The organism is Agrobacterium sp. CFBP2214 (assembly GCF_030209895.1).
GTDB classification, from domain to species: domain Bacteria; phylum Pseudomonadota; class Alphaproteobacteria; order Rhizobiales; family Rhizobiaceae; genus Agrobacterium; species Agrobacterium radiobacter.
In genome coordinates, this window is the sequence record NZ_JARVRC010000008.1 from 128,868 (window position 1) to 155,610 (window position 26,743).

General features: G+C 58.4%; 21 protein-coding genes and 2 pseudogenes. 17 read left to right on the plus strand and 6 right to left on the minus strand.

All coding sequences use genetic code 11. The features are described from left to right. The first annotated feature begins 199 nt into the window (after nt 1-199). Nucleotides 200-574 (plus strand): VOC family protein, encoded by a 375-nt coding sequence (locus tag QRN60_RS21060; RefSeq protein WP_080865324.1) that lies wholly within the window; start codon nt 200-202, stop codon nt 572-574. A 12-nt stretch (nt 575-586) separates the two neighbouring features. Here QRN60_RS21060 and QRN60_RS21065 read toward each other — a convergent pair whose 3' ends face one another. Next, nucleotides 587-1,735, minus strand: a complete 1,149-nt coding sequence (locus QRN60_RS21065) for a site-specific integrase (RefSeq protein ID WP_162686925.1) — start codon at nt 1,733-1,735, stop codon at nt 587-589. A gap of 190 nt (nt 1,736-1,925) precedes the next feature. Here QRN60_RS21065 and QRN60_RS21070 point away from each other — a divergent pair, with 190 nt between their 5' ends. The 5 genes from QRN60_RS21070 (at nt 1,926) to QRN60_RS21090 (ending at nt 11,482) form a co-directional block, all read left to right on the plus strand. Continuing rightward, nucleotides 1,926-3,071 (plus strand): RHE_PE00001 family protein, encoded by a 1,146-nt coding sequence (locus QRN60_RS21070; RefSeq protein WP_129567338.1) that lies wholly within the window; start codon nt 1,926-1,928, stop codon nt 3,069-3,071. 122 nt (nt 3,072-3,193) lie between these two features. Then, nucleotides 3,194-5,155: a toll/interleukin-1 receptor domain-containing protein gene (locus QRN60_RS21075; protein ID WP_284766602.1), complete on the plus strand. Its 1,962-nt coding sequence runs from the start codon at nt 3,194-3,196 to the stop codon at nt 5,153-5,155. Continuing rightward, on the plus strand, nt 5,152-6,705 hold the full coding sequence (locus QRN60_RS21080; protein WP_129567339.1) for an argonaute/piwi family protein: 1,554 nt from the start codon (nt 5,152-5,154) through the stop codon (nt 6,703-6,705). The genes QRN60_RS21075 and QRN60_RS21080 overlap by 4 nt, the downstream gene beginning before the upstream one ends. A gap of 248 nt (nt 6,706-6,953) precedes the next feature. Next, nucleotides 6,954-7,778, plus strand: coding sequence for an aminotransferase (locus QRN60_RS21085; RefSeq protein ID WP_350225279.1), 825 nt, complete (start codon nt 6,954-6,956; stop codon nt 7,776-7,778). A 272-nt stretch (nt 7,779-8,050) separates the two neighbouring features. Continuing rightward, on the plus strand, nt 8,051-11,482 hold the full coding sequence (locus QRN60_RS21090; protein WP_284766603.1) for a DEAD/DEAH box helicase: 3,432 nt from the start codon (nt 8,051-8,053) through the stop codon (nt 11,480-11,482). Between the two features lie 25 nt (nt 11,483-11,507). On the opposite strand, the gene QRN60_RS21095 is transcribed toward QRN60_RS21090, so the two are convergent. Genes QRN60_RS21095 through QRN60_RS21105 form a run of 3 tightly spaced genes read right to left on the minus strand, consistent with a single transcriptional unit; the run spans nt 11,508 to nt 14,463 of the window. Further along, nucleotides 11,508-12,380: a hypothetical protein gene (locus tag QRN60_RS21095; protein WP_129567341.1), complete on the minus strand. Its 873-nt coding sequence runs from the start codon at nt 12,378-12,380 to the stop codon at nt 11,508-11,510. 9 nt (nt 12,381-12,389) lie between these two features. Beyond that, a complete protein-coding gene (locus tag QRN60_RS21100; RefSeq protein ID WP_284766608.1) occupies nt 12,390-13,262 on the minus strand; it encodes a restriction endonuclease in 873 nt (290 codons plus the stop codon). Then, nucleotides 13,201-14,463, minus strand: coding sequence for an NAD(P)/FAD-dependent oxidoreductase (locus tag QRN60_RS21105; protein WP_129567343.1), 1,263 nt, complete (start codon nt 14,461-14,463; stop codon nt 13,201-13,203). Before QRN60_RS21105 ends, QRN60_RS21100 begins: the two co-directional genes overlap by 62 nt. Before the next feature lie 558 nt (nt 14,464-15,021). On the opposite strand from QRN60_RS21105, the gene QRN60_RS21110 reads away from it, so the two are divergent. The 3 genes from QRN60_RS21110 (at nt 15,022) to QRN60_RS21120 (ending at nt 17,218) form a co-directional block, all read left to right on the plus strand. Continuing rightward, a complete protein-coding gene (locus QRN60_RS21110) occupies nt 15,022-15,858 on the plus strand; it encodes an alpha/beta fold hydrolase (protein WP_129567344.1) in 837 nt (278 codons plus the stop codon). Between the two features lie 98 nt (nt 15,859-15,956). Further along, nucleotides 15,957-16,418, plus strand: a complete 462-nt coding sequence (locus tag QRN60_RS21115; protein ID WP_063947574.1) for a Rid family hydrolase — start codon at nt 15,957-15,959, stop codon at nt 16,416-16,418. Between the two features lie 68 nt (nt 16,419-16,486). Further along, entirely contained in the window at nt 16,487-17,218 is a 732-nt protein-coding gene (locus QRN60_RS21120; RefSeq protein WP_129567345.1) for a gamma-glutamylcyclotransferase, read from the plus strand. Here QRN60_RS21120 and QRN60_RS21125 read toward each other — a convergent pair. Continuing rightward, a complete protein-coding gene (locus QRN60_RS21125; protein WP_129567346.1) occupies nt 17,205-18,104 on the minus strand; it encodes a LysR family transcriptional regulator in 900 nt (299 codons plus the stop codon). The genes QRN60_RS21120 and QRN60_RS21125 overlap by 14 nt on opposite strands. A 116-nt stretch (nt 18,105-18,220) precedes the next feature. On the opposite strand from QRN60_RS21125, the gene QRN60_RS21130 reads away from it, so the two are divergent. From QRN60_RS21130 to QRN60_RS21165, 8 genes and pseudogenes are all read left to right on the plus strand, one after another. Continuing rightward, entirely contained in the window at nt 18,221-19,153 is a 933-nt protein-coding gene (locus QRN60_RS21130; protein WP_129567347.1) for a VOC family protein, read from the plus strand. Between the two features lie 278 nt (nt 19,154-19,431). Further along, nucleotides 19,432-20,121: a hydrolase gene (locus tag QRN60_RS21135; RefSeq protein ID WP_129567348.1), complete on the plus strand. Its 690-nt coding sequence runs from the start codon at nt 19,432-19,434 to the stop codon at nt 20,119-20,121. Between the two features lie 77 nt (nt 20,122-20,198). After that, entirely contained in the window at nt 20,199-20,486 is a 288-nt protein-coding gene (locus tag QRN60_RS21140; RefSeq protein ID WP_129567349.1) for a XapX domain-containing protein, read from the plus strand. 98 nt (nt 20,487-20,584) lie between these two features. Continuing rightward, nucleotides 20,585-22,456 (plus strand): annotated as a pseudogene (locus tag QRN60_RS21145) (amidohydrolase). Between the two features lie 250 nt (nt 22,457-22,706). Continuing rightward, nucleotides 22,707-23,039 (plus strand): annotated as a pseudogene (locus QRN60_RS21150) (DoxX family protein); the annotation flags it as partial. Then, entirely contained in the window at nt 23,036-24,634 is a 1,599-nt protein-coding gene (locus tag QRN60_RS21155) for an MFS transporter (RefSeq protein WP_129567350.1), read from the plus strand. The pseudogene QRN60_RS21150 and the gene QRN60_RS21155, both read left to right, overlap by 4 nt. A gap of 193 nt (nt 24,635-24,827) precedes the next feature. Further along, entirely contained in the window at nt 24,828-25,508 is a 681-nt protein-coding gene (locus QRN60_RS21160) for a YoaK family protein (RefSeq protein ID WP_129567351.1), read from the plus strand. A 22-nt stretch (nt 25,509-25,530) separates the two neighbouring features. Further along, a complete protein-coding gene (locus QRN60_RS21165) occupies nt 25,531-25,926 on the plus strand; it encodes a DUF1622 domain-containing protein (protein WP_129567352.1) in 396 nt (131 codons plus the stop codon). 341 nt (nt 25,927-26,267) lie between these two features. On the opposite strand, the gene QRN60_RS21170 is transcribed toward QRN60_RS21165, so the two are convergent. Continuing rightward, nucleotides 26,268-26,705, minus strand: coding sequence for a MarR family winged helix-turn-helix transcriptional regulator (locus QRN60_RS21170; RefSeq protein WP_129567353.1), 438 nt, complete (start codon nt 26,703-26,705; stop codon nt 26,268-26,270). Between the last annotated feature and the right edge of the window lie 38 nt (nt 26,706-26,743).

The window sequence follows — 26,743 nt, forward strand, 5'->3', positions numbered from 1 at the left end:
GGGCCCAGAGCGGGACCCGGGATATCCGACCTATTTGCCACCAACGGTGGAGGCGAAACGGTGAACCTTGGTTTCTCGGCGGTACGGGTCGGGTTTTGCCCATGACCGCAATTGCCGAGATCTGAATTTAGAAGTTGGTTGTAGCAGCCAGCGAAAACTACACGGCTGATGACCAGGGGAACTTTATTGGAGATTTAGCATGTTTACCCACGTGATGATCGGTAGCAACGACTTGGAGCGAAGCAAAGCCTTCTACGATGCCACGTTTGCTGCACTGGGCGGCGAGCCCGGCAAAATGGACGCAAGAGGCAGGCTGATCTACGTTCACGAGGGCGGGCGGCTAATGGTCACGAAGCCAATAGACGGTGAGCCGGCGACTGCGGCAAACGGTGGGACGATAGGTATCGCCGCGGCGAGCCAGGATCATGTTTTAGCGTGGCACAAGGCTGGTGTCACGTATGGCGGCACAGCGATCGAGAGCCTGCCTGCGGAACGTCCGAACGGCGCCTTTGTCGCCTACCTCCGCGATCCGGACGGGAATAAACTCACCGCACGGACACAACCGACGAGATGAGTGTGTATGGCCTTACAGCATGCGGGCGGCCTTGCCGGTCCGGCGCGCGGCACTGTTGTAGTAACTGGAAGCCTGCTGAACCGATCGATGCCGTGACTGCTCCATGGCCTCTGGCAGAGGGATGCCGCGATTGGCGGCCTCGGTCAGGTAACCCGAACGCAGTCCGTGCGCCGAAAACTCCCCACTGTCCAACCCCGCCATCTCCGCCCGCTGCTTGAGGATCGCATTGACCGATTGCGGATCGAGCGCCCGCCGGGACACAGTACCCCAGCGCCCGATTCCCCTGAAGACGCTACCCTTGTCGATCCTGGCCGCCGCCAGCCAGGCATTCAACGCCTCGACCGGCCGCCCGGTGAGATAAACGACGTCGTCCTGCTCGCCGGTCGTTGTTTTGGTTCGACCAAGATGGATGGCAAGTGAGGGGAGGGGAGGACCGTCGGTCACCTCGATCGGTGGCTCGACTGTCAGCTGCTCGACGCGTAGCCCGGCGATCTCGCTGCGTCGACGGCCGCCGGAAGCAAAGGCGACCATCAGGATTGCCTTGTCGCGTAGATCGCGCAGGCTGTCTGCCTCGCACGTCGCCAGCAGCTTTGCCAGAACGTCGCCAGTGACGGCCTTTGCGCTCTTGCGCGCACGGGTTCGCGGAACGGCGCGCACGGCCAGACGAATGGCTGATTTAAGGGCAGGGGAGGCGAAGGCACCCGAAAGGCCGCGCCACTTAGTCAATGTTGACCAGCTGGCCAGCCGGCGTCGCACCGTGTCAGGCGCGTGCGGGCCGACGGATTTCAGGAAACCCTGACGCCTTAGATTTTCGTCGACATCATCAGGCATGCCGTGGTTGGGGTCGCTGGCGCGCTTTTCCGGATCCCACAGATGATGGGCGACGAATTTGAGCAGCAACGCCTCGGGCGCCGGCCAGGGCAGGGACTGTCCGGTGGCAGCGAGACCCCAGGCCTCGAGATAGGCAAGATCAGACGTCAGGGCCCGGAGCGTATTGTCGCCCATGCCCTGATTAACGAGATGCCGCAGCGTCTCGATGTCATCATCGGTCAACAGCTCGGCAAGCTCGTCGCGGCGTTCGAGCGGCAAAACGGACGCGATGGTATCGAGCTCTTCGGCGCGCCGCTCGACGGACGTGTGTGATGTCTTCGCTTTCGTCACGAGAGGCTCCGGAATCGCGGGTTTCGGCGGCCGACGGGACCGTGATTTGCCCCGATTTTCCTCGATTTGCGCCGCGAAATCAACTACCATCGATAAGAGGTACTTATCGATGGTTAGAACATCAACCGGCAACCATACTATGTGGCGAACTGCAATATTTAGATAGAGTTCCTTTAAGAAATCATTTACCATGATTTCAATGGTTTACGATCTCGCGAAAATCGGCATGACAGCCCTGATGGAGCCGGCATTTCGCGCCTGCATCGCGCTCACGCGTTTGGACGAGCGCATCGCCCGTTCGCCGGTCGGGCAAGGGTGGATCGAACGATCCCATTTTACCGATGCGTGCGCTTCACTCTGGATCGACGGCGAGCTCGTCCATCTCGAAGACCTCGTCCTCCACGACGCCACCCGCGATATCCGCACCCCGACCCACGAGCTCACCATCGCCCGCGACGTGTTGCGAACCCGTCGACGCATCGCAACCCAAATACCCGACTGGGCGCTTTCCCCCGACGGTTTGCGCACGCTGCGGAAAACCGCGGAGATCGGGTCGGGCGGCGGGGACGAGGCGACGACGGCCGGCGTCATTCGGGCCGCGGCCGCGATCAATCCGGAAGGGGGAGGGGAGGGGGATGACGGTGACGACGTCGAAAATCTCCCCGGCGTCGACTATGCGGCCATCGATGCGGTGCTGGCCCGCTCCGAAGCTGCGATCGCAAACGCGACCCGGCCCGGCCGTGGCGGCGCGGCGGAAAAAGATCCGCTCGTCTATGATCTCGACTGGGACGAGGATTCCAGGCTCGACGAATGGCGGGGCGTGGTGCGCCAGGCTGAAAACTTGCCGGCGGTGCTGCAGGCCATCGTTGCCATCGATGCCTGGAACGAGCTTTCGGTCCTGCAGCACGCGCCCTGGCTTGGCCGGCTGCTGGCCGCCTCGATCCTGCGCCAGGCCGGCATCACGTCAAGCACCCATCTCGCGGCCATCAATCTCGGCCTGAAAGCCGTTCCCGTCGATCGGCGACGGCATCGCGATCGGGAGACGAGGATGCTTGCCATTGCTCACGGCCTGATCGCGGCCGCCGAGCTCGGTCTGAAAGAGCATGACCGGTTGGCGTTGGCGCGCACGATGTTTGTGCGAAAGCTGGAAGGACGGCGGACGTCGTCAAAACTGCCGGAACTGGTCGATCTGGTGATGGCGAAACCGCTGGTGTCGGCCGCGATGGTGGCGAAGACGCTCGACATGACGCCGCAGGCGGCGCGGCGGATCGTTTTGGAGCTGGGGTTGCGGGAGATGACGGGCAGGGGGAGGTTTCGGGCATGGGGTGTAATCTAAAAATCCAATATTATTGCAAGTTCTTCCTCCTTAAGTCAGAGGTTGCAACCTCCTCACTAGCTCATGTCTTAGCAAGAGTTGTTGGTAACTCTTTGGGAGCCGCAGCGCTATGACTTGAGTGCTTGACGGATACCTATAGCACAACCCATCCTCGCAAAATGAAGTATGATTTCGCGACTCTTTCTCCTGACGACTTCGAAGATCTGAGCCGCGACCTTGTAGGCGCCGAAATTCGTATGCGGTTTGAAGCGTTCACCGCCGGCGCCGACGACGGGATGGATGGACGCCATGCCAAGGCTGATGGCGCTGTTATCCTGCAATCCAAGCATTACTTTCGCTCCGGCTTTCCAAAGCTTAAATCGAAGATGCGGGAGGAACGTGCTTCGATCGATGCGCTCGCGCCCAAGCGATACATCCTTACGACCTCGGTTGCCCTGACTCCGGCAAACAAGGAGGCCTTGGCCGAGATCATCGGGCCTGCACTTTGGACCCCAGGTGACATCTATGGCGTTGACGATCTCAACGCCTTGTTGAGATCCTTCCCGGCCATTCTGAAGGCACACCAAAAGCTCTGGGCGCACAACACTGCCGTGCTTGAGGAGGTCCTGTCTTCAGTCGTTAAGAAGGCCATGGCCCCAGCGGAAATCCCGCCACCGCTGACACGGCTGATGCCATCGGCTCCCGCCGACAATGCTGGTGAGAACCTCCAGGCCGATCGGGACACGATCTTTATCATCAAAGATTCTCTTGCCGACGACGAGTTCACGCTCTGGCTGGCACCCAAACTCGAAGCGGAGGGATATTCAGTTTTTGCTGACATCCTCACGCTCCACCCCGGCGATCGCTGGCGGAGAGAAATAACCGCCGCACTTCGCAGCCGAGCAGTGAAGGTTTTGCTTCTGTGCCGAGATTCCACCCTCGCCGATCAGAACGTCGAGGAGGACCTCGACATTGCGTTGGAATTGGCGAAGGAACTCGGCGACCAACGCTTCGTGATCCCGTTGCGAATGGAGACATTCAGGAAGATCAAAGGGCTTGGAGACACAGTTCCGGTCGATTTCGTCAGAAACTGGGGAGATGGCCTCGCGAAACTCCTTGACACCTTGCAGCGGCAGAAGGTCCCGCGCCGCATCGACAAGATCGATATCAATCCGAACTGGGAGATATTCCGCCGGCGGGGGGCTGTCCCGATTGTAGATGAGCCGGAACGCCTGACTTCAAACTGGCTGCGAGTGGCTGAAGCGCCTGATGTAATCCGGTACTATGAGGGATCTGGCGCCATCGACGCAAAACGTTTGCAACGGGCTGTAGACGTGTATGACCATCCTTGCGCTTTAGCCGGCGCTGCGGGCTTTTTGGCTTTCGGTGAACCACCCGAGATCGACATGGCTTTCGAAACTGCCGGCCGGTTCAAGCTTAAATACGAAATTCCGCTGCTTGAATTCACGGAGAGCGGCTTTTCCAAGCTCCGGATAGATCGTCAGACCGCGTCCAATCTGGTGATCACGATGCTCAAAAAAGCCTGGTTCAACTACTGCAGGCGCAATGGGTTCATCGAATTCACTTATTCGAACTCTATTGGCTTTCATGCTTCGCCTGATCAAGCGCCGACCGGCAAACGCATTGCTTGGGGCAATCAGGCAGAGAAGCGCTCATCCATGTTGCGCAATCTCGCAAAAGGCCACATCTGGCAGTTCGGGGTCACGGCACTTCCGGCCTTTTGGCCATTCTGGCACGTCAAGCTGAAATCGAGGGTTCTGTTTTCACAGGACAATGGAACGCCGGCAGGTGTTGATATCGATGATGCGAAGAAACTTCATCGCTTGAGGCGTTCAGTCTGCAAGGGTTGGCGCAACAAGCAGTGGTATGGACGCATGCTTGCCTTCCTCGAACTGCTTTCGGGGGAATCCGCTTATGTGCGTCTCCCCCTCTGCGAAACCAATGCGATCGTTCTTGAGGCGTCGCCAATATTGTTTTCATCCCCGGTAAGCACCGTGCTTCCGAATAACCTCGACGACGAGGACGAGGAAACGGATGTAAGCACGCTCGGCCGACCTGACAGTGATGATGAGGTCGACGAATGAAGTTTCCGGAACAGTCGCTCGAGGTTGTGCATATCCACGAACCGGAGCTTGAGTTCGCCTTTGAGCAAAGGAGCGCCCATCCAAAGGATGGGTTGCATCTCTACGGGCCTCACGCGAAGGCAAAAAAGGTGCGGGAAGTCCGTGTAGGCGTCATCGGTACAAGTGACGGGATTGCCCATTTCCGCACGTGGAGCCGAGAGCTGCAGTCGGTTGTTCAGGTGCCGCCACCGGGGAAAGGTGAAAAGGTGAACCGGCTTCATCTGGCTAACTTTCCAGGGCTGGAGGAGACGTTCGGCATCTCCTACGATCCCGACGAACTCAGCGCCCTGTCGATCCCGCTTGCGGATATCGACCGGGCCACGCGCGTCGTCAACCAGCATGAAGCAGTAGATAGGGTTTCGCGCCTCTATATCGATCGCGTGAACAAACACCTCCACAATGAGGAACGCACAGTCGATATCTGGGTGCTTGTTCTTCCGGAGATCGTCTACGAACGGTGTAGGCCGAACTCGAAGCGAACCAGCCTGCCGACCGAAAAGGGCCAGTTTGCGAAGCGGCAGAAAAAGCGGGAAAATCTGCCTCTCTTCGCCGGCGTGATCGATCAAAGCGATGAGACGATTTTCGACGACGTGCCCGATTTCCATCGCCGCATCAAGGCTGACTTTCTTAACATAGCGCCGACGCAGCTGATCCGGGAGACCACTCTTGCACCGGGGGCTTTTCTCAACAAGGCTGGTTATCCGACACGGAAGACACAGGATCGGGCGACTGTTGCGTGGAATCTTGCAACCGGGCTTTATTATAAAACCCAGCCACGGCCCCCATGGCGCCTGTCGACCATCAGGCCCGGTGTCTGCTACCTCGGCATGGTCTACAAGAGCCTCCCGAACGATCCCGAAGGCCACGCGTGTTGCGCGGCGCAGATGTTCCTGAACGAAGGTGATGGGGTAGTCTTCAGGGGTGCCAACGGCCCATGGAAGACCGGTGACTACGACTACCACCTGAAGGGGCCGGCGGCCAAAGATCTGCTGAAGCTCGTTCTTGATAGCTACGTTGACACTCATGGAGAGGCTCCCAAGGAACTGTTCATCCACGGGCAGACCTACTTCAACGACGAGGAATGGAGCGCGTTTTCTGATGCGGCTCCGAAGGGAACGAATGTTGTAGGGGTCCGGATACGCTCGACGGGTGGTGAAACGAAGCTCTTCCGCGATGGGGACTATCCCGTGCTACGTGGCACAGCCTTAATCCTCGATCCGCAGACGGCTTACATCTGGACCACCGGATATGTCCCGCAGCTTGACACATATATCGGGCCGGAAACGCCAAATCCACTGCATGTCACGGTGACCCGCAGCAAAGAAAGGAAGCCGGATATTCGCAACGTCCTCGCCGACATCATGGGACTAACGAAAATCAACTATAACTCGTGCAACTTTAACGATGGCCTTCCCGTGACCGTCAGGTTTGCACGGATGGTTGGTGATGTGCTGACGATGGGCTCAGCCGCCAAAGGTGAGAAGAAGCAACCTTTCAAATTCTACATCTGATTTCGTAGAGGGAACGATCCTTGTGGTCTGCTTGACTATCTCAGACCGTGAATACAATAAGTTGCATGGTCGAGTAATTCGATGTGTTGGGCTACGGGATGTCCAGCTGGGGGTGGTTTTCAGAAATGTTGCATAACTGCGTTCCTCCGATGGAGGCATTGGGCCGATGGCTCCTGGGGGCGACCAGGGAGAACGGCACCTACGGTCATATACTTTTTGAGCAGCGGACACTGCCGGATGATGCTCTCGTGGAGGCCCTCAGGCCATATTTCGAATCGGCGCACCTCGATGCGAGAGACGTTTTTCATCAGACTGCTCGTATTGATCTTCATCCCGATGCAGACGGCCCGGGCGGCAATGCGCGCTATCCGAATTGCCTTCCTCCGACGGCCAAAAAAGGTCTCTTCGGCGAGGTCATGGCAGGGATGCTTGTCCAAGCCTACCAATTCATCGGTCGCCACCAGTGGTCCATTCCGATCTTTCTCTTCCGATACCATGCGGAGGTCGAAGCCTATATCTTCGATCTTGCGCGCGACCCAGCACGCGTCCGCGAGGTCTCCGGCAGGCACGGAAATGACTTCATCGGTCTCGGGATTGATCCTGCGACTGGAGAGGTGGTTCGGTTCATTGCCGGCGAAGCGAAGTGGCGGGCGTCGCTCACCCCTGCGGTCATGAACGATTTGATGCTGGGCGAGTGGGATGGCCCTGCTGCGAACGGAGTTCGAACAGGCGACGGCATCTGGAATGAGATGAATACCGGCCTTCCTGCTCCGCAAGGGCTTGAACAGATAAATCGCCTACTCCGTGAGAAGGCACGAGACGAGTATGCTGAGGCAATCGTGTCGCTTGATCGTGCCCTACTTCTAGGCGCGGCGCCGCTTGCACGCACCGACTATGTATTTATCGCCGGGAACAGGGCCGCGAGGCGGGCTGCCGGCCAGGCTTACCTTCCGACTGATGCGGCTCCTCCTGAATACACTGCCGGTCGACCTATTCAAATCGTAGAAATGGTCATCTCCAATGGTGTCGAGTTGATCGAACGCCTCTATGATAGCCTTTGGAACCCTCGATAATGGCCAGATTGGACGAACAACGCCGCGCGCTTGCCGCTACAGTTCGCCTCAATCGCGCGGCGGAAAACGAGCTGACGGCAGCTCAAGCTCGGTTGTTTGTTCGCAGCCTTCAAAATTCGTGGCAAGTTCCAACAATTGCGTGGGGTTTGCAGGAATCGCACGATCAGTTTGGAGACGCACGCCGTCTCCTGCACGCCGCCGGCATTTTCACCGAGATTGATGGACGAACTTCAGTCGACGCTAGCGGGTGCTACCGACGCGCCGGCGAGCTCTTGGAATGGCTCGCGCGATCATCCGACCCGGTTACCAGGGATGTGCCGGTCGCACTACTTTCAGCAGCTGCTTATCAAATGGCCGGGCTGCCCGCGATGGCGACAAGCATACTTCGCAGAGGAGAGTTTGGCGGCGATGCTGCGGCAATCTTCGCGGCATTTTTGGCCTCGGATTTCGAGGCGGTTCTCGCAGGAGTCTCTAGGTTCTGGGCCAATCATCTACATCTTACCGGCCGCAACGGATCTGAACAACTATTGGAAGAAGTCATAGCGGATCATGAAACAGATGAGCCCGCCGACGAGGCGTTAGACGACCGCCGAGAAGCCGCTGGGCCCGCGCGAGGCTCACCCAGCCGGATGGGCGAATACGTTGTCGCCGAAACGGTCCGCGCAATCGGAATGTTTGCTGACGCCGTCCGGCGGGGCAATGGCAATCGCGTCGAGCTCGCGACAAGGAAATTGAGCGGCTTGATTGGGACGGTGTCCCGTTTTTCAAGCGACGAACTCTGGATTCTGCTGACGCTTATGGAGGCGACAGCAAATAGATTTGCCACCGACAGCATCCATGTGAAAGTAGCCCATCTTTCTCAACGCCTTCCGGCTCAACAACAGCGCATGTGGAGATTTGCCAGAGAGCAATTTGCGCGCGGACGCGGTATCCTGTGGCCGTCGCAGGTCCAAGGACTTGAACGGCTCATCGAACGAGACAGTTTTGCGCTTTGCACACCGACCGGTTCTGGCAAAACCCTCGTGGCCAATCTCGCCCTGGTCAAGGAGCTTCTGCTTGTTGAAGGGCAAGAACATGCGCCTTTGGCTCTGTACATCGTGCCGTCGCGAGCTCTTGCAAGCGAGGTTGAGAGTAAACTGACCGCAGAGCTCGGTGGAGACATTATCGTTACCGGCCTCTATGGCGGTGCTGACTGGGGGATCACCGACTATTGGTTGACCGCAGACAGACCCGCCGTTTTGATCGCTACGGTCGAGAAAGCCGAGGCACTGATCCGCTACATTGGTCATCTGCTCGTGCGGCGGCTGCGTCTCATGATTATTGACGAGGCTCATCAGATAGTCGGTGAGGCGGACGCAAGGGCCATGAGAGAATTGGCCGCACACAACAGCCGGCCAATGCGCCTAGAGTCCATGGTCTCTCGTCTATTCGCGTTAAAGCCTGACATGCCGAGGATCGCGTTAACGGCGGTGGCCGGCGGTGCGGCTCTACCGGTGTCGCGCTGGATTGAGAACTCTGCGCTCGCTGAACCTGTGGGTCTAGGCTATCGTAGCAGCAGGCAAGTGATTGGCTCCCTACAGTGTGACGCCTTCCGCGCTCCGCAAGCGACTATTGAGTTTATGAACGGGCAGCCTTTGTATGTCCGCGGTCGAGACGCTCCCGTCTATCTGCCGTTGCGAATTCCGGTCATGCCTCAGCCGGCGGCGCCAATACGAAACAGCCTCCCGCACTTTACGGAGATTTACACGCTCTGGACCGCTCTCCATCTTCTCGAAGGGGGGCGAAGAATTCTTGTATCAATCACACAATCGCCAGAGCGGGTAATGCGGCGATTTGCCGAGGCATTTGATCTTCCCGGTTGGGCGAACGTTTACAGGTTTGCCGTCCCCGTAGGCGACGGCGACCGGGGACTCTTCTTCGAGGCTCGAGCTGCTTGCATCGACTATTGCGGTATAGAATCGTTCGAGCTGCGTCTCCTCGATCGAGGTATAGCAACCAGCCATGGACAAATGCCGCAGCGCTTGCGTCGGCTTATGACCGCGTTGATTGAGCGGCGCATATGTCCGATCACGGTCGCGACTGCGACATTAACCGAGGGCGTGAATCTTCCGTTCGATATCATTTTCTTGACGAGCTTGCTGAGGCGCAGCTTTGATACGGTGGCCGGCGAGGCTGACGTCCAGCCAATGTCGGCCGCTGAATTTCGCAATCTTGCCGGCCGAGCTGGCCGGCCGGGCGCAGCCGAAGCGATAGAGGGCATGACGCTGGTGGTCCTTCCTCAGTCGCCTTCGACAACATCACAAAGCATGGCCAGAGGATCGACGCGGCAGACCCAACTGCAGCAAGTTCGTCAAGCCGATGCAGACTTCACCAACCTCATCCAACGGTTGACAGCTGATGAGCGCGCTGAGGGGGCGGTGCATAGCCCCCTGGTTACTCTCCTCACATCCATCATCAGCAAATGTGTCCAACATCTTGGACTGCAAACACAACAACAGGTTTTGGATTGGCTCGAAGCGACACTCCCCGAACACGTCGGGGGTAACCTCGCATCCGAATCGCGTCAGCCCCTTGACCAGCTGGGGGACACGCTGGATGAGTTGGACGGGTTTGTCCTTGCGGCAACGCAGGAGCTTGCGCTGATAAGCGAGGAACAGTTGGATGGAGCTGCTGCTGAAGTCTATTTGCGGCGCCTGTGGCAGCGGACGTTTGCTCATATTGCCGCTGTCGAGGAGGACTTTCTTGAGCGCGCTTTCGTCCAACGGGGTCGCGCCTTTGTCGAACGGCTATATCCCAACGCCGAGCAGAGAAAGCGGCTTTATCACTTCGGCTTCACACCTTTTATCGGCCGCCGCTTTGAAGCCATTTCGCCAGCCATCATCGGAGATTTAGCCGATGCGGCCGAATACGGCCTCTGGGGCGATGAACAGCGGTTTCAACTTTTTTTTGGATTGGGAGAGCGCGTTAGGTCCGAACCTGGCTTCGGCTATCGCGTCCGAAATACTGTTACCGACACCGCAATCTTGGCCAATTGGGGAGATGTGCTGGGTTGGTGGATGAAACGACCAGCAGCAGCAGAGCCCGCTCCTGAGGCGCTCCGCACCTGGCAGAGGTTCGTTGCCGACAACCTTGAGTTTCGTCTCGGAGTGGCGGTCGGGGCGTCGGTAGCACAGCTGTGGTCTGCAAATGCTGGCGACCTGGAGTCGCCAACTCTTGCGACCTGGCGTGCAACGACAGGACTTCCATGGATTGGCTTCTGGTTTCGAGAGTTGCTTCGGTGGGGAACTTTGGATCCGTTCGTCGCTTTTGCCCTTGCCCAAGGTCTCGCCGGCACTCGTGAGGATGCGAATGCTCTTCGACCGGAATTCCAAGCCTGGATGGATGCCAATGCGGTCGCCAAAGATGCTGAGGCACTTATCGATCCGCAAAACTTCCGGGCATGGCAACTAAGCCGCGAGGGTGCGATCCAAAACGCAGATATTGCAGTTCGCAACGTTCTTGGTCAGTACACTGGGGTAGACGGCCGTCGGCCGAGCTATGATGTCCTTCCTATTGTCTTCCGTGATGTTGTAGAATGGATTGATCCGGCTGGATTTGCGGTTGCCCGATCCGCTCGTTCCGACGCAATGGTGACCGACAAACCTGCATATCACGATTTCAGCGTCTCTGCTGCTTTCGGCGTGCAGATTTCCAGGACATTTTAGCGGAAATATCTGCAACTTCATAGCCTTAGGCTCGCTTCGTGTGCCCACGAACGACATCGACAAAGGCCTGTTGCCAAGCTGAGTCCAATTCACTTCGAAGGCAGTGAACGCGCTCATACCCTCTGCGGTTGTCGACCAGCAGTTCAAGGATTCGCTGTTCCATGGCGTATGCGGTATCGCGGCTCATCATGCGTTGGCGTAGCGCGACACTCCAGTGCTCTAGCCCGAGCTCGGTTGGAATATGTTGATTAATGTCGTCGCATCGACCGTCGACATCAGTTGCCCAGCCAATCTTCCAGACATTGCGTTTTCCAAATCGCAAGCCGTAGGTCCAGGCCGTTCCTTCAGCCGGTTCGGCGACGACGTAGCCTTCACTGCGCGGCTTGGGCCCCGTCGAATTTCTTAGCGCGTCATTCAGTCGGCGCATTGCGTCCAACTCTGGCAACAATGGCAAAGAAATTTCGATTGCCGGGAGCGCCAGGATCGATGCGATTTCATATGGATCCTCAATTTCTTGAACCCCGGATGTCGCGACCATCGTTAGTTGTCTGGAAATGGTTTCGACAAGCCTTGGCGCTGGATCGAACCGCCATGCACGGGTTAGAGCCACGGCATGAGGGAATTTGAAGTTTCCGGCAGCGTCGAAGTCGCGCGCGTCGAGATCGGCCCGCCCAACAAGATCAAGTGTTCGCAGAGGTTCAAATCCGATCTCGGCCATCCCAAGGAGCCGACCCCTATTTATCTCGTCGGTCCTCTCGGTCTGAGTTCCAACGAAAAGCAAGCGATCGCCGCGACCTGCAAGCCGGAGAAGGCGATCGACATGTCCTTTCATTCCGAAAGTGGCGATAGGAACACGTTCGAAGCCCATGCCCCAGATCCGGGTGGCAAACAACTTCATCATCGATCCTCAGGCAGGAAACAGGTCGGTCACGCGCGCGAATGGCCGGCGCCGCTCAGAATGGTAACGAACTTTTTTTCGAACGACCTCGCCAAGATCAAGCCGCCGGTTGAGCGCGTGATAGATGTCTGCACCATCCATCATGATCAAACGGCGGGCGGTAAATGCGTCGAAGCTTTCGCCGGAGAAGCTGCCATATGAGACGTAAAGGCCCCTCGTCCAATCCGGACGCTCGAGTAGCTTGCCTTGGAAGCTGTGAAGCATGGCGGCATCCGCTGGCCGCGAGTGCCACTTGGCTTCTACTAGGTAGGTGTTTCCTTCGTGCTGGAACGAACCATCGACCTGTTCGCCGACCGTGCGAAATGACGCGTGGGCGTCCAATCCCCAAACATCAAACCAGCGTTTCAGGAAGCGTTCAAATGCAAAACCACGTTGTTGCGGCGCTTCGTTCATTGTCGTCAGGGCCAAGAACTCTTGCTCCAATGACACAAGATCGCTTCGGCTCGGTCCTTTTGTTTCAGGGGCTACCTTTGGCTGGCCCGGTTCGGCATCCAGATCGATCGGTATTGGTTTCCCACCGAGCTTCTGCAGCACGGCGCTCAAGCGTTGCCGAGCATTGGGAACGTCTTCTTCTTCTCCACGATCAAGTCTTCCAGCTTCTCGGTATTCCCAAAGTGCACTGAGTGCGCGAACCACGTCGGTGTCCGGAGATACCTCTAAAAACGCGCGAAAATGCTTCCCCTTGGATGACCCGTGTAAAGCGTAACGTTCGTGATATATATCGATCTTGAGGTCGCGGTTGAAAAAGGCCGCGAAGCGATCATTGCTGAAATCCAGAACGTATCCGCCGTACATCCCGAAGATCTTGTCGATCAAAGCCATGTCGGTCGTGGTTAGTTGCGCCATCTGTTTGCCTGCTCGATAATGTCGCGCTCATTTGATGCAACATACGACTGGCGCGCAATCTCGGAAACGGGAATCCTAACAGGGGGAGGCGTTCCGCGACAGGTGTTATTGACCATGCGTGTGTGAACTTGACGTCTTGCAACTGGGGGAAAGTTTGAGCGAAATAGCCTGCCAGGACTTCGTAAGTACTAATTTTATGGTCCTGCTCGGGGTCTGTATTGTCGTTGAAGTAATAGCCGACACGACCACCAAAGATGATGCGGTTATCCTTCGTAAGCCGCGTGTAGTTCAACTGCGTGCGAGTGTCATACACCCCTTGGCGGTTCTTCCATCCCAGCCTTTCCATCTGTTCGGCGGTCAGAGGCTCTGTTGCAAGTACCCTGTCTCGCACCGCGGCAACCCGGCGCTTGATGTGCGGATGCCCCGCCGCCCACGCGTTGGTTGCGAACAAGACTCTACGCGCCCTGATCAACCCGTCGTGCGTGCGCACAGTTAGCGTGGCCTGGTTATCTTCCACGCCGGTCATAGGAGTATGTTCGAACAAGACCACACCAAGTTCGAGCGCGGCGCGCTTCAGGCCCCACGCGAGTTTCGCGGGATGAACGGTACCGCTTCGCTTTCGTGACCATATTGCGCCCTGGAAGAGTGGTGAGGCGAGCTCCATTCGAGTACTCGTGCTATCGAGGCGGACGATGTCGTGCCCATGCTGCTTCGCCAGGCTAAATTCGCTATCGAGTTCGGCGAGGCCAGCCTTGTCGATCGCGACCGTCATCTCGCCAGTCCATTCGAGGTCAGCATCGATTCCAAACGCCTCGATCGTTTGTCGCCAGGCATCCAGGTTGTCCTTCCCGAGGCGCTCGAGTACATCGAGGTCAACCGGGAATATTCGAGCAGCATTCGACAGACCGTGCATTACAGAGGTAGATACAATCCCGCCTGGCCTGCCCGACGCGCCGTGGGCTACTTTACCGGCTTCAATAACAATGACGTCTCTGTTTGGTTCGGTTTGTTTAGCGAGAATAGCCGCCCAAAGCCCGGTAAAGCCTCCGCCGACAATGAGGAGGTCAGCATCTTGGCGACCAATAAGGTGCGGCTCGGTGTTGGGAGCTGCCGGATTATCCAGCCAGAACGGATAGAGCGTTGCATCAGCAAGCGACTTCCTTAAGCGGTCCTTCAAAGCACACCTCGACAGAGCTCATGACTGCGCCGAGATTTCGGTGCGTTCCAAGTCTGCCATTGTCAGGGCTGTTGAACATCCTGGATTCTGCGTCCTTAACTTCGGACAATCGCAAACCAAGCATGTTAGCGTGATCAGAGGTTTCTACCACGATCCTGGTTCAACGCTGGTCGCTGGTTCATATCTGTTCAAGGCGAAGACGCCCATTTTGAAGGTTAGCGTCCTGATCACTCAAGGGGCATGCTCCCATCTATATCTAGACGCTGCCCTTTAGCCGTCCAGCTATTTCATAAACAGCAATAAACTCGAAATTATTCCCGCAATTGTGAGCGGACGCGTCTGACGGCAATATCAATACGTCAGACGAACACAGCGTCGCCTGAAGTTTTCAATATGGAAATCGCAGGACGCGAGATGACCGAGAACATTTCTTCCATGACCCGCAGAGGCGCGCTGCTTTCCGCAGGCGCGGCCGCCGCGGCCGTCGCAATCTTTCCCACATTCAGCTTTGCAGCCGATGCTGCTCCCTCCACAACTTCAATCGAAGGAAACATAACAATGGCATATGTTACCACCAAGGACGGCGTCGAAATCTTCTACAGGGACTGGGGTCCGAAGGACGCGCATCCTATCGTATTTCACCATGGCTGGCCGCTGTCTTCCGACGATTGGGACGCGCAGATGCTGTTCTTCCTCTCCAAGGGTTACCGCGTCGTTGCACATGACCGCCGCGGTCACGGGCGCTCGGCTCAGGTGTCAGAAGGTCACGACATGGACCACTTTGCCGCTGACGCCTTCGCCGTCGTCGAAGCGCTCGATCTGAAAAACGCCGTCCATATCGGCCATTCCACGGGTGGCGGTGAAGTTGCCCGTTATGTCGCAAAGCATGGTGAACCATCCGGTCGTGTCGCCAAGGCGGTTCTGGTTTCCGCCGTCCCGCCGCTGATGCTCAAGACCGCGGCCAATCCAGAAGGTCTGCCAATCGAAGTGTTCGACGGCTTCCGCTCAGCGCTTGCCGCCAACCGTGCGCAGTTCTTCCGCGATGTTCCCGCTGGCCCTTTCTACGGCTTCAACCGCGATGGTGCGACCGTGCATGAAGGTGTGATCCAGAACTGGTGGCGTCAGGGCATGATGGGCGGCGCAAAAGCGCATTACGATGGCATCAAGGCCTTCTCGGAAACCGATCAGACCGACGACCTGAAGAACATCAGCGTTCCGACACTCGTTCTGCACGGCGAAGACGATCAGATCGTGCCAATCGCCGACTCGGCTCACAAGTCGGTTAAGCTGCTGAAAAACGGCACGCTCAAGACCTATCCCGGCTTCTCGCATGGCATGCTGACCGTCAACGCCGATGTGCTGAATGCTGATCTTCTGGCGTTCGTCCAATCCTAAGGACGTTTTCCGAGGGTGCGGTTCACCCGCATCCACTCTCTTCCTGCAATTCAATTTCCGCACGCGCGTACAGCGCTTCTCAAAATTGGAGACTAATCATGACCAGCAACACCCCTTTCAAGAAAATCGCAAACCTCGGCGTCGCCTGGGAGAAGGCTTTCGGCTACGCTCAAGCCGTCCAGGTCAAGGACACAATCTATATTTCTGGACAGTTGAGCCACGACGGCGACGGTAAACTCATCGCGCCAGCCACACTCGATGCCGAAGGCCGACCGGTCGACTTTGCGCCGATGGAAGCGCAGATCCGTCAGACATACGTCAACGCAAAGAAGCTGCTCGCCGAGTTTGGCGCCACTCTCGACGACGTTGTCGAAGAGACCCTCTTTGTCCTCGATGTGCCGAGCGCATTCGCAGCCGGATCTAAGGTCCGCAAGGAGATGTACGGCACAGACACGCCACCGGTTGCAAGCAACCTGATCGGAGTGAGCGCGCTGGCCTTTCCCGAACAGATCGTTGAGATCACGTTCCGGGCAGTGATCGACGTCCCGGCCGCCTCTTAAAAATGTGTGCCTCAAGAACCGCCGGTGCCAGAGCGCTCCGGCGGCTCTTCAACAAAACGAGTTCCCCGATGCCGAGAACGTCCTCCTACAAAACGAGATTACCAGCGACTTTGTATCTTACGTCGGAACTCGTTGCCAGAACGCTGAGGGTGGTGGAAGAGGAAGGCCCCGAGCCGAATTGGACGCCCATCTCGCCAACGCAGCTGGACGAACTTGTCCGTCGAGTCGAGGAGGGGGCTGGCGACGAGGAGATCTGGATATTCGCTTATGGATCCCTGATGTGGAACCCCGAATTTGAGGTGGAGGCAACAGAAAATGCGGTCGCCTATGGATGGCATCGTGCTTTCTCGCTGAGGATCGAGCGATTTCGCGCGACGTCCGAAGCGCCGGGTCTGATGCTTGCACTTCAGAGAGGCGGAAGCTGTTCCGGTCTGATACTCAAACTTCCCTGCAAAACGAAGAGGCAAGACCTTCGCAAGCTTCTGGCGCGCGAAATCCGCTATGCGGAAGTCTGTGACATGGTGCGTTGGATAACAGTCAAGACACCTGCGGGAACCCGAAGAGCGTTGACATTCTGGGCAAGCCCTAAGCAGTCTCTCCTTACAGAAAAAGTGCCCCTCGATACCGCCGCCGGATTGATTGCCCAGGCATGCGGCCCGGCGGGATCCTGCGCGGAATATCTGCATCGCACGGTTGTTGATCTGGCGGAGCGCCAAATCTTCGACCGGAACCTATGGCAGTTGCAAAAACTTGTGGCGGAAAGGCTTGAAGCTATCCCGCAACCCGTCAATCCAGCATGACCATATGTGCCGCCACCTGTTCCTCAAAGAATTTTGAGAAGGAAGCGATCCGCGGCGGCAGGGCCTGATAAGGCGGGTAGTAGAGGGTCAGCCACAGATCTGGCGGAGCCCATCCCTTGAACACATGCACCAGTCTTCCGCTGCGAATATGTTCCGCGATGTTAAAACCTGGAAGCAAGGCAACACCAGCGCCATCTGCGGCCATGTCCGCGAGAACCTCGCCGCTGTTGGCGCTGAACGCTCGACCAGCGGAGATTGCAATGCTTGAGCCGCCATCCGACAGGACCCAGCTCTCCCGCCGGCTTTCTCCACTATAGGCAAGGCAGTCGTCCGGCGTCAGCTCGTTCGGATGCGACATGTCCACAAATCGGCTACCGGGTGCGGCAACGAGGATGCGTGGGACGACGCGGATCTTCCTCCAGATCGTGAACTTGTCGGAAGGCTGCGACGAGATGCGGATCGCCAGGTCGTAGTCGTCGTCCACGATGTTGACCAAGCCGTCAGACAGGGAGATTTCGAAGCTGATCTTCGGGTAGCGTTCCCTGAAGCCGGATAGGATAGGCGGCAGTACGACCTTGCCGAACCAGGTCGGCGCGCTGATCCGGAGGCGTCCCTCGTCGGCCTTATGGGCGTTCATCACCTCGCGCCGGGCATCCTCCAGCGTTTTTACCGCCGGCTGAATCTGCGCCGCGAAGATTGCACCATCCGTCGTGAGAGACACCTGCCTTGTGGTACGCACAAACAGCTGCACACCGAGCTCAGCCTCCAGTGCCGCGATGGCGCGCGTTACGGCCGCAGGCGTCATGTCGAGTTCGCGGGCGACCTGGGCGAAATTCCGCTTTTCGGCAGCGAGAAGAAAAGTGCGGAGAGCTTTATAGTCGTTCATAGCATTGTTTCAAAAATTACAATTGGGTCGAAACAAGTATTGCAATTCCGCCAGGTGAGCAACGGGCCTACATCCACTCAGACAACAAACATCTGTGCTGACTGAAAGGCATCGACATGATCAAGGACATCAAGGGACTGCATCACGTGACGTCGATGGCGTCGGATGCGCGGCAGAACAACCACTTCTTTACCGAGACGCTTGGCCTGCGCCGGGTCAAACAGACGGTGAACTTCGACGACCCCAGCGTCTACCACCTATACTATGGCGATGAGACAGGATCTGCGGGAACGGTGATGACCTACTTCCCCTTCCAGAACATGATGCTTGGACGTCCCGGCGTCGGCGAGGTCGGCGAAACGCAATTCTCCGTGCCGAAGGGGTCGCTCAAGTTTTGGCAGGATCGCCTATCCTCGGAAGGGGCCGATGGACTGGAAGCAGACACCGTCTTCGGAGCCGGGCGGCTTCGCGTCATGGGTCCCGACGGCGACAGCCTCGCGCTGATCGAAACGTCTGACGACGCCCGTGCTCCCTGGCTAGCGAGCGGCATCCCGGACCACGCGGCGATCCGAGGTTTTGCAGGAGCCCGCTTCAGCCTGCATGATACGGCCGCGACCAAGGAACTGCTCGGCTTCATGGGCTACGAACGGGTGGAGAGGCGAGGCGATGTGACGCGCTTCATCATCCCCAATGGGAACGGCGCCGACACGATCGATCTGCAACGCCTGCCGAAGACGCCCTTCGCTCGGCAAGGGGCAGGATCCGTTCACCACATCGCCTTTGCCGTCGAAAACCGTGAGAAGCAGCTCGAAGTCCGCAAGGCGCTGATGGACACTGGCTACCGGGTCACGCCCGTCATCGACCGCGACTACTTCTGGGCGATCTATTTCCGGACACCGGGCGGCGTCTTGTTCGAGATCGCCACCAACGAGCCGGGTTTCAATCGAGATGAGGACACTGCGCATCTCGGACAGGCGCTCAAGCTGCCCAACCGTTATGAAGAATTTCGCGCCGAGATCGAGTCCAACCTCGTGCCCCTGGCTGCGTAGGAGGAATACCAGACATCTGACCATACGAAGGGCTGCGATCCAGAAGGATTGTGGCCCTTCTTGCCATGCGGGGAACTTACCGGCTGTGCCAGCCGATCGTTGCGCTTTTCGCAATTCAATCGAAAGACTTATTGCAATTCTCCGCCGGCCACCATGACGATAGGCTTGATTTCAGCAGCAAGACAGCGAGCGACACGGCCAGAAGGTCAGGAAGCTCCCGGACGCCGCTACCAATTTTCAGGCGCCCTTTGCGGGCCGCAACCAAGAGGAAGAGAACCATGTCCAAGCTCGAAGTCCTGACCCCGGCAAACAGCCAGCTCATTTTCATCGATCAGCAGCCGCAGATGGCGTTCGGTGTCCAGTCGATCGACCGCCAGACGCTGAAGAACAATGTCGTCGGCCTCGCCAAGGCGGCCAAAATTTTTGATATCCCGACGACCATCACCACCGTCGAAACTCTGTCCTTTTCGGGTCACACTTACCCCGAATTGCTCGCCGTCTACCCGCAGAACGACATTCTCGAACGCACGTCGATGAACTCCTGGGACGATCAGAATGTCCGTGACGCCCTGGCGAAGAATGCCGCGAACGGTCGCAAGAAGATCGTGGTCTCTGGCCTGTGGACCGAAGTCTGCAACACCACATTCGCGCTCTCTGCCCTCAACGACGTCCCGAACTACGAAATCTACATGGTTGCCGATGCCTCCGGCGGCACCTCGCTGGAAGCTCACAACCGCGCGATGGATCGCATGGTGCAGGCGGGCGTCATCCCCGTTACCTGGCAGCAGGTTCTGCTGGAATGGCAGCGCGACTGGGCACGCAAGGAAACCTACAACGCGGTCACCGCGCTAGTGAAGGAGCATTCTGGCGCCTACGGCATGGGCATCGACTATGCCTACACCATGGTTCACGGTGCGGACGAACGCGTCCAGCACGGCAAGCGCATCGGCCCTAACCCAGCCAAGTAATCAGCCATCACCGCCGCTTCCGCAGAACTGAATGTCCAAATGCGGAAGCGGCTTCATTCGCAGTCGAGGATGCCCCCATGAAGCTCTACCTTCTTTCCATCGGCGCCGGTCTTCTGGTCGGTATCGTCTACAGCCTGCTCAATGTCCGCTCTCCCGCGCCGCCGATCGTGGCCCTTGTCGGCCTGCTTGGCATTCTGGTTGGGGAACAGCTCATTCCCTTTGCCAAGACGCTGGTTGCTAGGGAGCCGGCGGCGGTCTCATGGATCAACCAGATCAAGCCGCACATGTTTGGCCATATGCCGAAGGGCGAGAGCCGTAATGACGTCGTCGTGTCTCGCCAAGATCAGCACAAGTCTGATAGCTGACACCGCAAGAGGAGGTTTGCTTGCCTTGGGCTCCAGCCCAGCCAATCCCGACGCAAAGCGCTGAATCAAAACCAGTAATGAAGCCAGGAGCTTTTCCCATGTTCGCCGATCTCATTCTCCACAACGGCCGCGTGACGACGCTCGACCGGACCAATCCGAATGCCACGGCAATCGCCATCAAGGATGGCCTGTTTCTGGAGGTTGGATCCGACCGCGAGATCATGGCGCTGGCCGGACCGGGCACGAAGATCGTCGATCTCAAGGGCAAGCGTGTCCTGCCCGGCCTGATCGACAACCACACCCACGTCGTGCGCGGCGGGCTGAACTACAATATGGAACTGCGCTGGGACGGTGTTCGTTCGCTGGCCGATGCCATGGACATGCTGCGCCGTCAGGTGGCCGTGACGCCTGCACCCCAATGGGTGCGCGTTGTCGGTGGATTTACCGAGCATCAGTTTGTGGAGAAGCGCCTCCCGACAATCGAGGAGATCAACGCAGTCGCCCGATACACCCGTCTTCCTGCTGCATCTCTATGACAGAGCACTGCTGAATGGTGCCGCTCTTCGCGCTGTCGGTTATACGCGCGATACGCCCAACCCGCCGGGCGGAGAGATCACCCGTGATGCCAACGGCAACCCGACGGGCCTGCTGCTGGCCAAGCCGAACGCCGGCATCCTCTACTCGACACTGGCCAAGGGCCCGAAACTGCCCTTCGACTATCAGGTCAATTCCACCCGCCACTTCATGCGCGAACTGAACCGCTTAGGGGTGACCGGCGTCATCGACGCAGGCGGTGGCAACCAGAACTATCCGGATAACTACAAGGTCATCCAGAAGCTCTCCGACGAAAACCAGATGACGGTGCGGCTGGCCTATAACCTCTTCACGCAGAAGCCGAAGCAGGAAAAGGAGGACTTCCTCAACTGGACGTCCTCGGTAAAATACAAGCAGGGCAACGATTACTTCCGCCACAATGGCGCGGGCGAGATGCTGGTCTTTTCCGCCGCCGACTTCGAGGACTTCCGCCAGCCACGCCCGGAGATGGCGCCGGAGATGGAAGGTGAACTGGAAGAGGTGGTGCGCATTCTGGCACAAAACCGTTGGCCATGGCGCCTGCATGCCACCTATGACGAGACGATCTCGCGCGCGCTCGACGTCTTCGAGAAGGTCGACAAGGATATCCCGCTCGAAGGTCTCAACTGGTTCTTCGATCACGCCGAAACCATCTCCGATCGATCGATCGACCGGATTGCGGCTCTCGGCGGCGGCATCGCCACCCAGCACCGCATGGCCTATCAGGGCGAGTACTTCGTCGAGCGCTACGGCCATGGCGTGGCAGAGGCAACGCCGCCCATCCGCAAGATGCTGGACAAGGGCGTCAACGTCTCGGCGGGCACCGATGCCACCCGCGTCGCCTCCTATAACCCTTGGGTCTCGCTGTCCTGGATGGTAACCGGCAAGACGATCGGTGGCATGCAGCTCTATCCGCGACAGAACTGCCTGGACCGGGAAACCGCCCTTCGCATGTGGACCGAAAAAGTCACCTGGTTCTCCAACGAGGTGGGCAAGAAGGGCCGCATCGGGAAAGGCCAGTTTGCCGATCTGGTGGTGCCGGACAAGGACTTCTTCTCCTGCCGCGAGGACGAGATCTCGTTCATCGTGTCGGAACTGACCATGGTCGGTGGCAAAATCGTCTATGACGCGGGCGACTTCCAATCGCTCGACGAGAACGACATTCCGCCTGCAATGCCCGACTGGTCGCCGGTTAGCACCTTCGGCGGATATGCCGCCTGGGGGGAGCCCCAGGGTGCTGGCGCCCGGTCACTGCGTCGCACGGCTATCTCCACCTGCGGCTGCGCCAGCGACTGCGGCGTACATGGCCACGACCATGCCGGTGCCTGGATAAACTGCCGATTGCTGATCTGAAGGGCTTCTTCGGCGCCCTCGGCTGCTCCTGCTGGGCCATTTGAGGCTGACGCGATAACCGAATGACGTTCTAAACTATGGGCAGCGGGGAGACCACTGCCCAAGCCTGTTTTGCAGAGTGGCAAGCTCAGCGGTATAATTACAGATAACGCAATTTAATCGAAACTATTGACGCAATTGTTGGGGGTAATGATCGCCGCCAATATGGCTCCATAAGACGAACACAGCGGCGCTTGAACCGACCGGCCAAGATCGCAGGAGCAACGATGACCACCCACTCTCCCACAACACCGCCAAGGGCCGCTCACCAAGATCTTCGATTTCGGCGGCGCGATCGCCGAGATGGAGCATTTCGGCCTTTCCCCGGCGCCCGTTTTCGCCGTCGTCGTCATCGCATTCGAGCTCACCGCATCGGCCATGGTGGTGTCGGGAAAGCTGCGGTGGCTGGGCGCTCTCGCGCTCGCGGGTTTCACTATCCTCGCGACCTTCATCGCGCTTCGTTTCTGGGAACTGCCCGCCGGCATGGAGCGGATGATGGCGACCAACGCCTTCTTCGAACATCTCGGCCTCGCGGGCGCCTTCGTTCTCGTCACCATTTTCGATATCACCAAGGGAGCTGAAAAATGAGCGCCGCAAAATTCTCCGGGAGCAGCTTCGCTCCGCTCGCTCAACCGGTATTCGCGGTCTTGTGGGCCGCCACCGTTCTCGGCAACACCGGGAGCTTCATGCGGGACGTCGCAAGCTCATGGCTGATGACGGATCTTTCCGCTTCGCCTGCGGCCGTTGCTATGGTTCAGGCGGCGGGCACGCTGCCGATCTTCCTTCTCGCCATTCCGGCAGGCGTGCTGACCGACATTCTCGACCGCCGCAAGTTCCTGATCGCCGTCCAGCTGCTGCTCGCCTCCGTCAGCATCAGCCTCATGGTTCTTGCCCAGACCGGCATGCTTTCGGTTAGCGCGCTCATCGGTCTCACCTTCCTCGGCGGCATCGGCGCAGCACTCATGGGCCCGACCTGGCAGGCGATCGTGCCTGAGCTCGTCAAACGCGAGGACGTCAAAAGCGCAGTTGCCCTGAACTCCCTCGGCATCAATATTGCCCGTTCGATTGGCCCGGCGGCTGGCGGCCTGCTGCTCGCAGCCTTCGGCGCGGGTCTTACCTATGGTGCCGACGTCGCCAGCTACATTATCGTCATTGCGGCGCTGGTCTGGTGGCCGCGTGCAAAGAACGCCAATGATGCGCTTCAGGAAAACTTCTTCGGCGCCTTTCGCGCCGGTCTGCGCTATACCCGTGCCAGCCGTCCGTTGCATGTCGTACTGCTGCGCGCCGCAATCTTCTTCGCCTTTGCCAGTGCTGTCTGGGCTCTGCTTCCGCTCGTTGCCCGTCAGCTTCTCGGTGGTGATGCCAGCTTCTACGGCATCCTGCTTGGCGCGGTCGGCGCCGGTGCGATCGGTGGCGCGCTTGTCATGCCCAAATTGCGTGAACGCCTGAGCGCCGACGGTCTTCTGCTTGGTGCCGCGATCATCACGGCCACCGTCATGGGTATCCTCTCGCTCGCTCCGCCGAAGTTCGTCGCGATCATCGTGCTGCTCTTCCTCGGCGCTGCCTGGATCACCGCGCTGACCACGCTGAACGGCGCAGCGCAGGCTGTCCTGCCGAATTGGGTACGAGGCCGCGGTCTTGCCGTCTACCTCACCGTCTTCAACGGCGCGATGACGGCCGGCAGCCTGGGATGGGGTGCCGTCGGCTCTGCTGTCGGAATCCAGCTTACGTTGATCATCGGAGCCGCCGGCCTTCTTGTTGCAGGATTCATCATGCACCGCATCAAGCTTCCCGCCGGCGACACAGACATGGTTCCGTCCAACCATTGGCCCGAGCCACTTGTTGCCGAACCGGTTGCCCATGACCGTGGCCCGGTCCTGATCCTGATCGAATACCATGTCGAAAAGCAGCACCGCAAAGCCTTCTTGCATGCGCTGGATTCGCTCTCCCAGGAACGTCGCCGCGATGGCGCCTATGGCTGGGGCGTGACGGAGGACTCCGCTGATCCTGAAAAGATCGTCGAGTGGTTCATGGTGGAATCCTGGGCCGAGCATCTTCGCCAGCACAGGCGCGTCTCCAATGCAGATGCCGACCTGCAGGGCAGGGTTCTTGCCTACCACTCAGGCCCGGAAAAGCCCGTCGTTCGTCACTTCCTGACGATCAACAGACCGGGCGCGGCATGATCAATCTTCGACGGGCGGCCTCCGGGTCGCCCATTATTTCGTTTGCGACAATTATATCCAAACTATTGATGCAATTGTTGGGTCAGGTCTTTCGAGCGAATATCGCCTCCAAATGGACATCAGGTTGGCGACTGCCCCCCTTACGCCTCAGACACCATGCTGATAACCCGCTGCAGATATCGAGAGAGATCCCATGAAATTCCCCTCCCTTCCCATGCTCCTGAGCTTCAATGGCGGCTATGTCGACACCCTCGGCTTCCTGTCTCTCTCAGGCCTCTTCACTGCCCATGTGACGGGAAATTTCGTTACGTTGGGCGCTACGGCAGCACTCGGCCTTGGCGGCGCGCTGTCCAAGCTTCTCGCGCTTCCGGTGTTCTGCCTCGTCGTCTTTCTGTCTCGTCTCGTTTGCCTGAAGCTTAAGGACACAGGCCACTCGCCGATCCGACCGATGCTCTTGGTGAAACTTGCGCTTTTTACTGGCGTAGCAATCTATGCGGTCTATCACGGGCCGTTTCACGCTGAGGAGAGCACGGTCACCCTTCTTGTCGGTATGGCGCTGGTTTCAGCGATGGCGATCCAGAACGGTCTCCACAAGTCCCACTTGGCCAAGGCGCCACCCTCGACCCTGATGACCGGCACCACCACGCAAATCATGCTCGATCTTGCCGATCTTCTGGCCGACCCGAAGGCCGAGGAAGTCGCGGCAGCCAAGGCGCGGATAAAAAAGATGGCCGGAGCGGTCGTCACCTTCGCGCTGGGCTGTGGTGTTGGCGCGGCTGGATACATGTTCGCGCCTGCCGCGGCCTTCAGCCTGCCCGCCATCATAGCCGTCGTCGCTCTTTTCGCCAGCACGGCCGGCGCTGAAGCCAACTAGATCAACCACAGGGAATAGTGCTATGGATATCGGTAACGAAGCCAGTGGGCTGGCCAGTCTGATCGCCCCCATCCTGAGGCCACTGGCGACTGGTCTGGAATTCTTCGGCGTCGGCGTCATCCTGATCGGTGTGTTTGTCGCGACTGCCGGCTATGTCCGCGACCTGACCAAGGATGACCGGCGCGGGGCCTATGACCGCTACCGCGCCAATCTCGGGCGCGGCATCCTTCTCGGCCTCGAAATCCTGATCGGGGCCGATATTATCGCCACGATCATCGCGCCTCTCACCTGGGAAAGTGTCGGTCTTCTTGGATTGATCGTTCTGATCCGGACGTTTCTGAGCTTCTCGCTTGAAGCCGAGATCGACGGCCAGTGGCCTTGGTTGCGCAACGCGCGGCGTAGCGCCAAGGACGGCTGACGTCTCTCATACATCCTATCGCAGCTGCAGATCGTTGTTCCGATTGGGAAAGCAGGCTGTTGGCCACCGGCGGCACGCCATGGGCCGAGCTTCCAAAGCTCGCGGGTGAAGGTGCCGCCGCGCTTAAGCCTGACGACGCTGTAGGGTCGGCAATTGTTTTCTCTCAGCAAGGTGACACCGAGTGGCCCAACGGCCATATGCCGTAGATGGCGGACGATGTAGGCGCGAACCGCCGACTGTTCTTCAGGAAAAATAACCTCAAGAAATCCGACATTTCTTCGTTGCTCAGAAAGACCTGCCTCGAAGTGTTGTCACATTCGTCTCGTTAGAGCCCGCACGTCCTACACGTGCCGGTTGAACTTGCGGAGCAATTCGGTGAGCTGGCTGAGCTCAGCGTCGCTCCACCCTTCGGTACGAGAGTAAAATGCCCCGATTTTCACTTCGATCGACGCTTCGACCCTCGATTGTCCTTCCTGAGTCAATCGGTAAATAGTCGATCTGCGGTCATCCGGGTCCGTTACGGGCTCAGCCAGCCCGAGATCGCACAGCGATTTAAGCAGTCTGCTGATTGCACTTTTGTCTGTCTCGAGCAGTTGCGAGAGCTGACTTCCTCTAGCAGCTCCAAGCATCGAGAGGACCATGGCGATCTGGTAGGCTGCTGGTTGAATCTGCGGATGAAAGCGTTCTGCCGATGCGGATGTGATGGCGCGCGAGGCAGCAAGCAGCGCGTTTAGCTCATGGCCAAGTTCCTTGAGATGTCTGGTGCGCTGCTTCTCCATGGTGATCCTTAGCGAAAATAGTGGACATATGTCAACTA

Bases quoted from the DNA above. Each gene is read 5' to 3' on its own strand.
- QRN60_RS21060 (WP_080865324.1), top strand. From the start codon at position 200: ATGTTTACCCACGTGATGATCGGTAGCAACGACTTGGAGCGAAGCAAA.
- QRN60_RS21070 (WP_129567338.1), top strand. From the start codon at position 1,926: ATGATTTCAATGGTTTACGATCTCGCGAAAATCGGCATGACAGCCCTG.
- QRN60_RS21080 (WP_129567339.1), top strand. From the start codon at position 5,152: ATGAAGTTTCCGGAACAGTCGCTCGAGGTTGTGCATATCCACGAACCG.
- QRN60_RS21095 (WP_129567341.1), bottom strand. From the start codon at position 12,380: ATGAAGTTGTTTGCCACCCGGATCTGGGGCATGGGCTTCGAACGTGTT.
- QRN60_RS21100 (WP_284766608.1), bottom strand. From the start codon at position 13,262: ATGGCTTTGATCGACAAGATCTTCGGGATGTACGGCGGATACGTTCTG.
- QRN60_RS21110 (WP_129567344.1), top strand. From the start codon at position 15,022: ATGGCATATGTTACCACCAAGGACGGCGTCGAAATCTTCTACAGGGAC.
- QRN60_RS21115 (WP_063947574.1), top strand. From the start codon at position 15,957: ATGACCAGCAACACCCCTTTCAAGAAAATCGCAAACCTCGGCGTCGCC.
- QRN60_RS21120 (WP_129567345.1), top strand. From the start codon at position 16,487: ATGCCGAGAACGTCCTCCTACAAAACGAGATTACCAGCGACTTTGTAT.
- QRN60_RS21125 (WP_129567346.1), bottom strand. From the start codon at position 18,104: ATGAACGACTATAAAGCTCTCCGCACTTTTCTTCTCGCTGCCGAAAAG.
- QRN60_RS21130 (WP_129567347.1), top strand. From the start codon at position 18,221: ATGATCAAGGACATCAAGGGACTGCATCACGTGACGTCGATGGCGTCG.
- QRN60_RS21135 (WP_129567348.1), top strand. From the start codon at position 19,432: ATGTCCAAGCTCGAAGTCCTGACCCCGGCAAACAGCCAGCTCATTTTC.
- QRN60_RS21140 (WP_129567349.1), top strand. From the start codon at position 20,199: ATGAAGCTCTACCTTCTTTCCATCGGCGCCGGTCTTCTGGTCGGTATC.
- QRN60_RS21155 (WP_129567350.1), top strand. From the start codon at position 23,036: ATGAGCGCCGCAAAATTCTCCGGGAGCAGCTTCGCTCCGCTCGCTCAA.
- QRN60_RS21160 (WP_129567351.1), top strand. From the start codon at position 24,828: ATGAAATTCCCCTCCCTTCCCATGCTCCTGAGCTTCAATGGCGGCTAT.
- QRN60_RS21165 (WP_129567352.1), top strand. From the start codon at position 25,531: ATGGATATCGGTAACGAAGCCAGTGGGCTGGCCAGTCTGATCGCCCCC.
- QRN60_RS21170 (WP_129567353.1), bottom strand. From the start codon at position 26,705: ATGGAGAAGCAGCGCACCAGACATCTCAAGGAACTTGGCCATGAGCTA.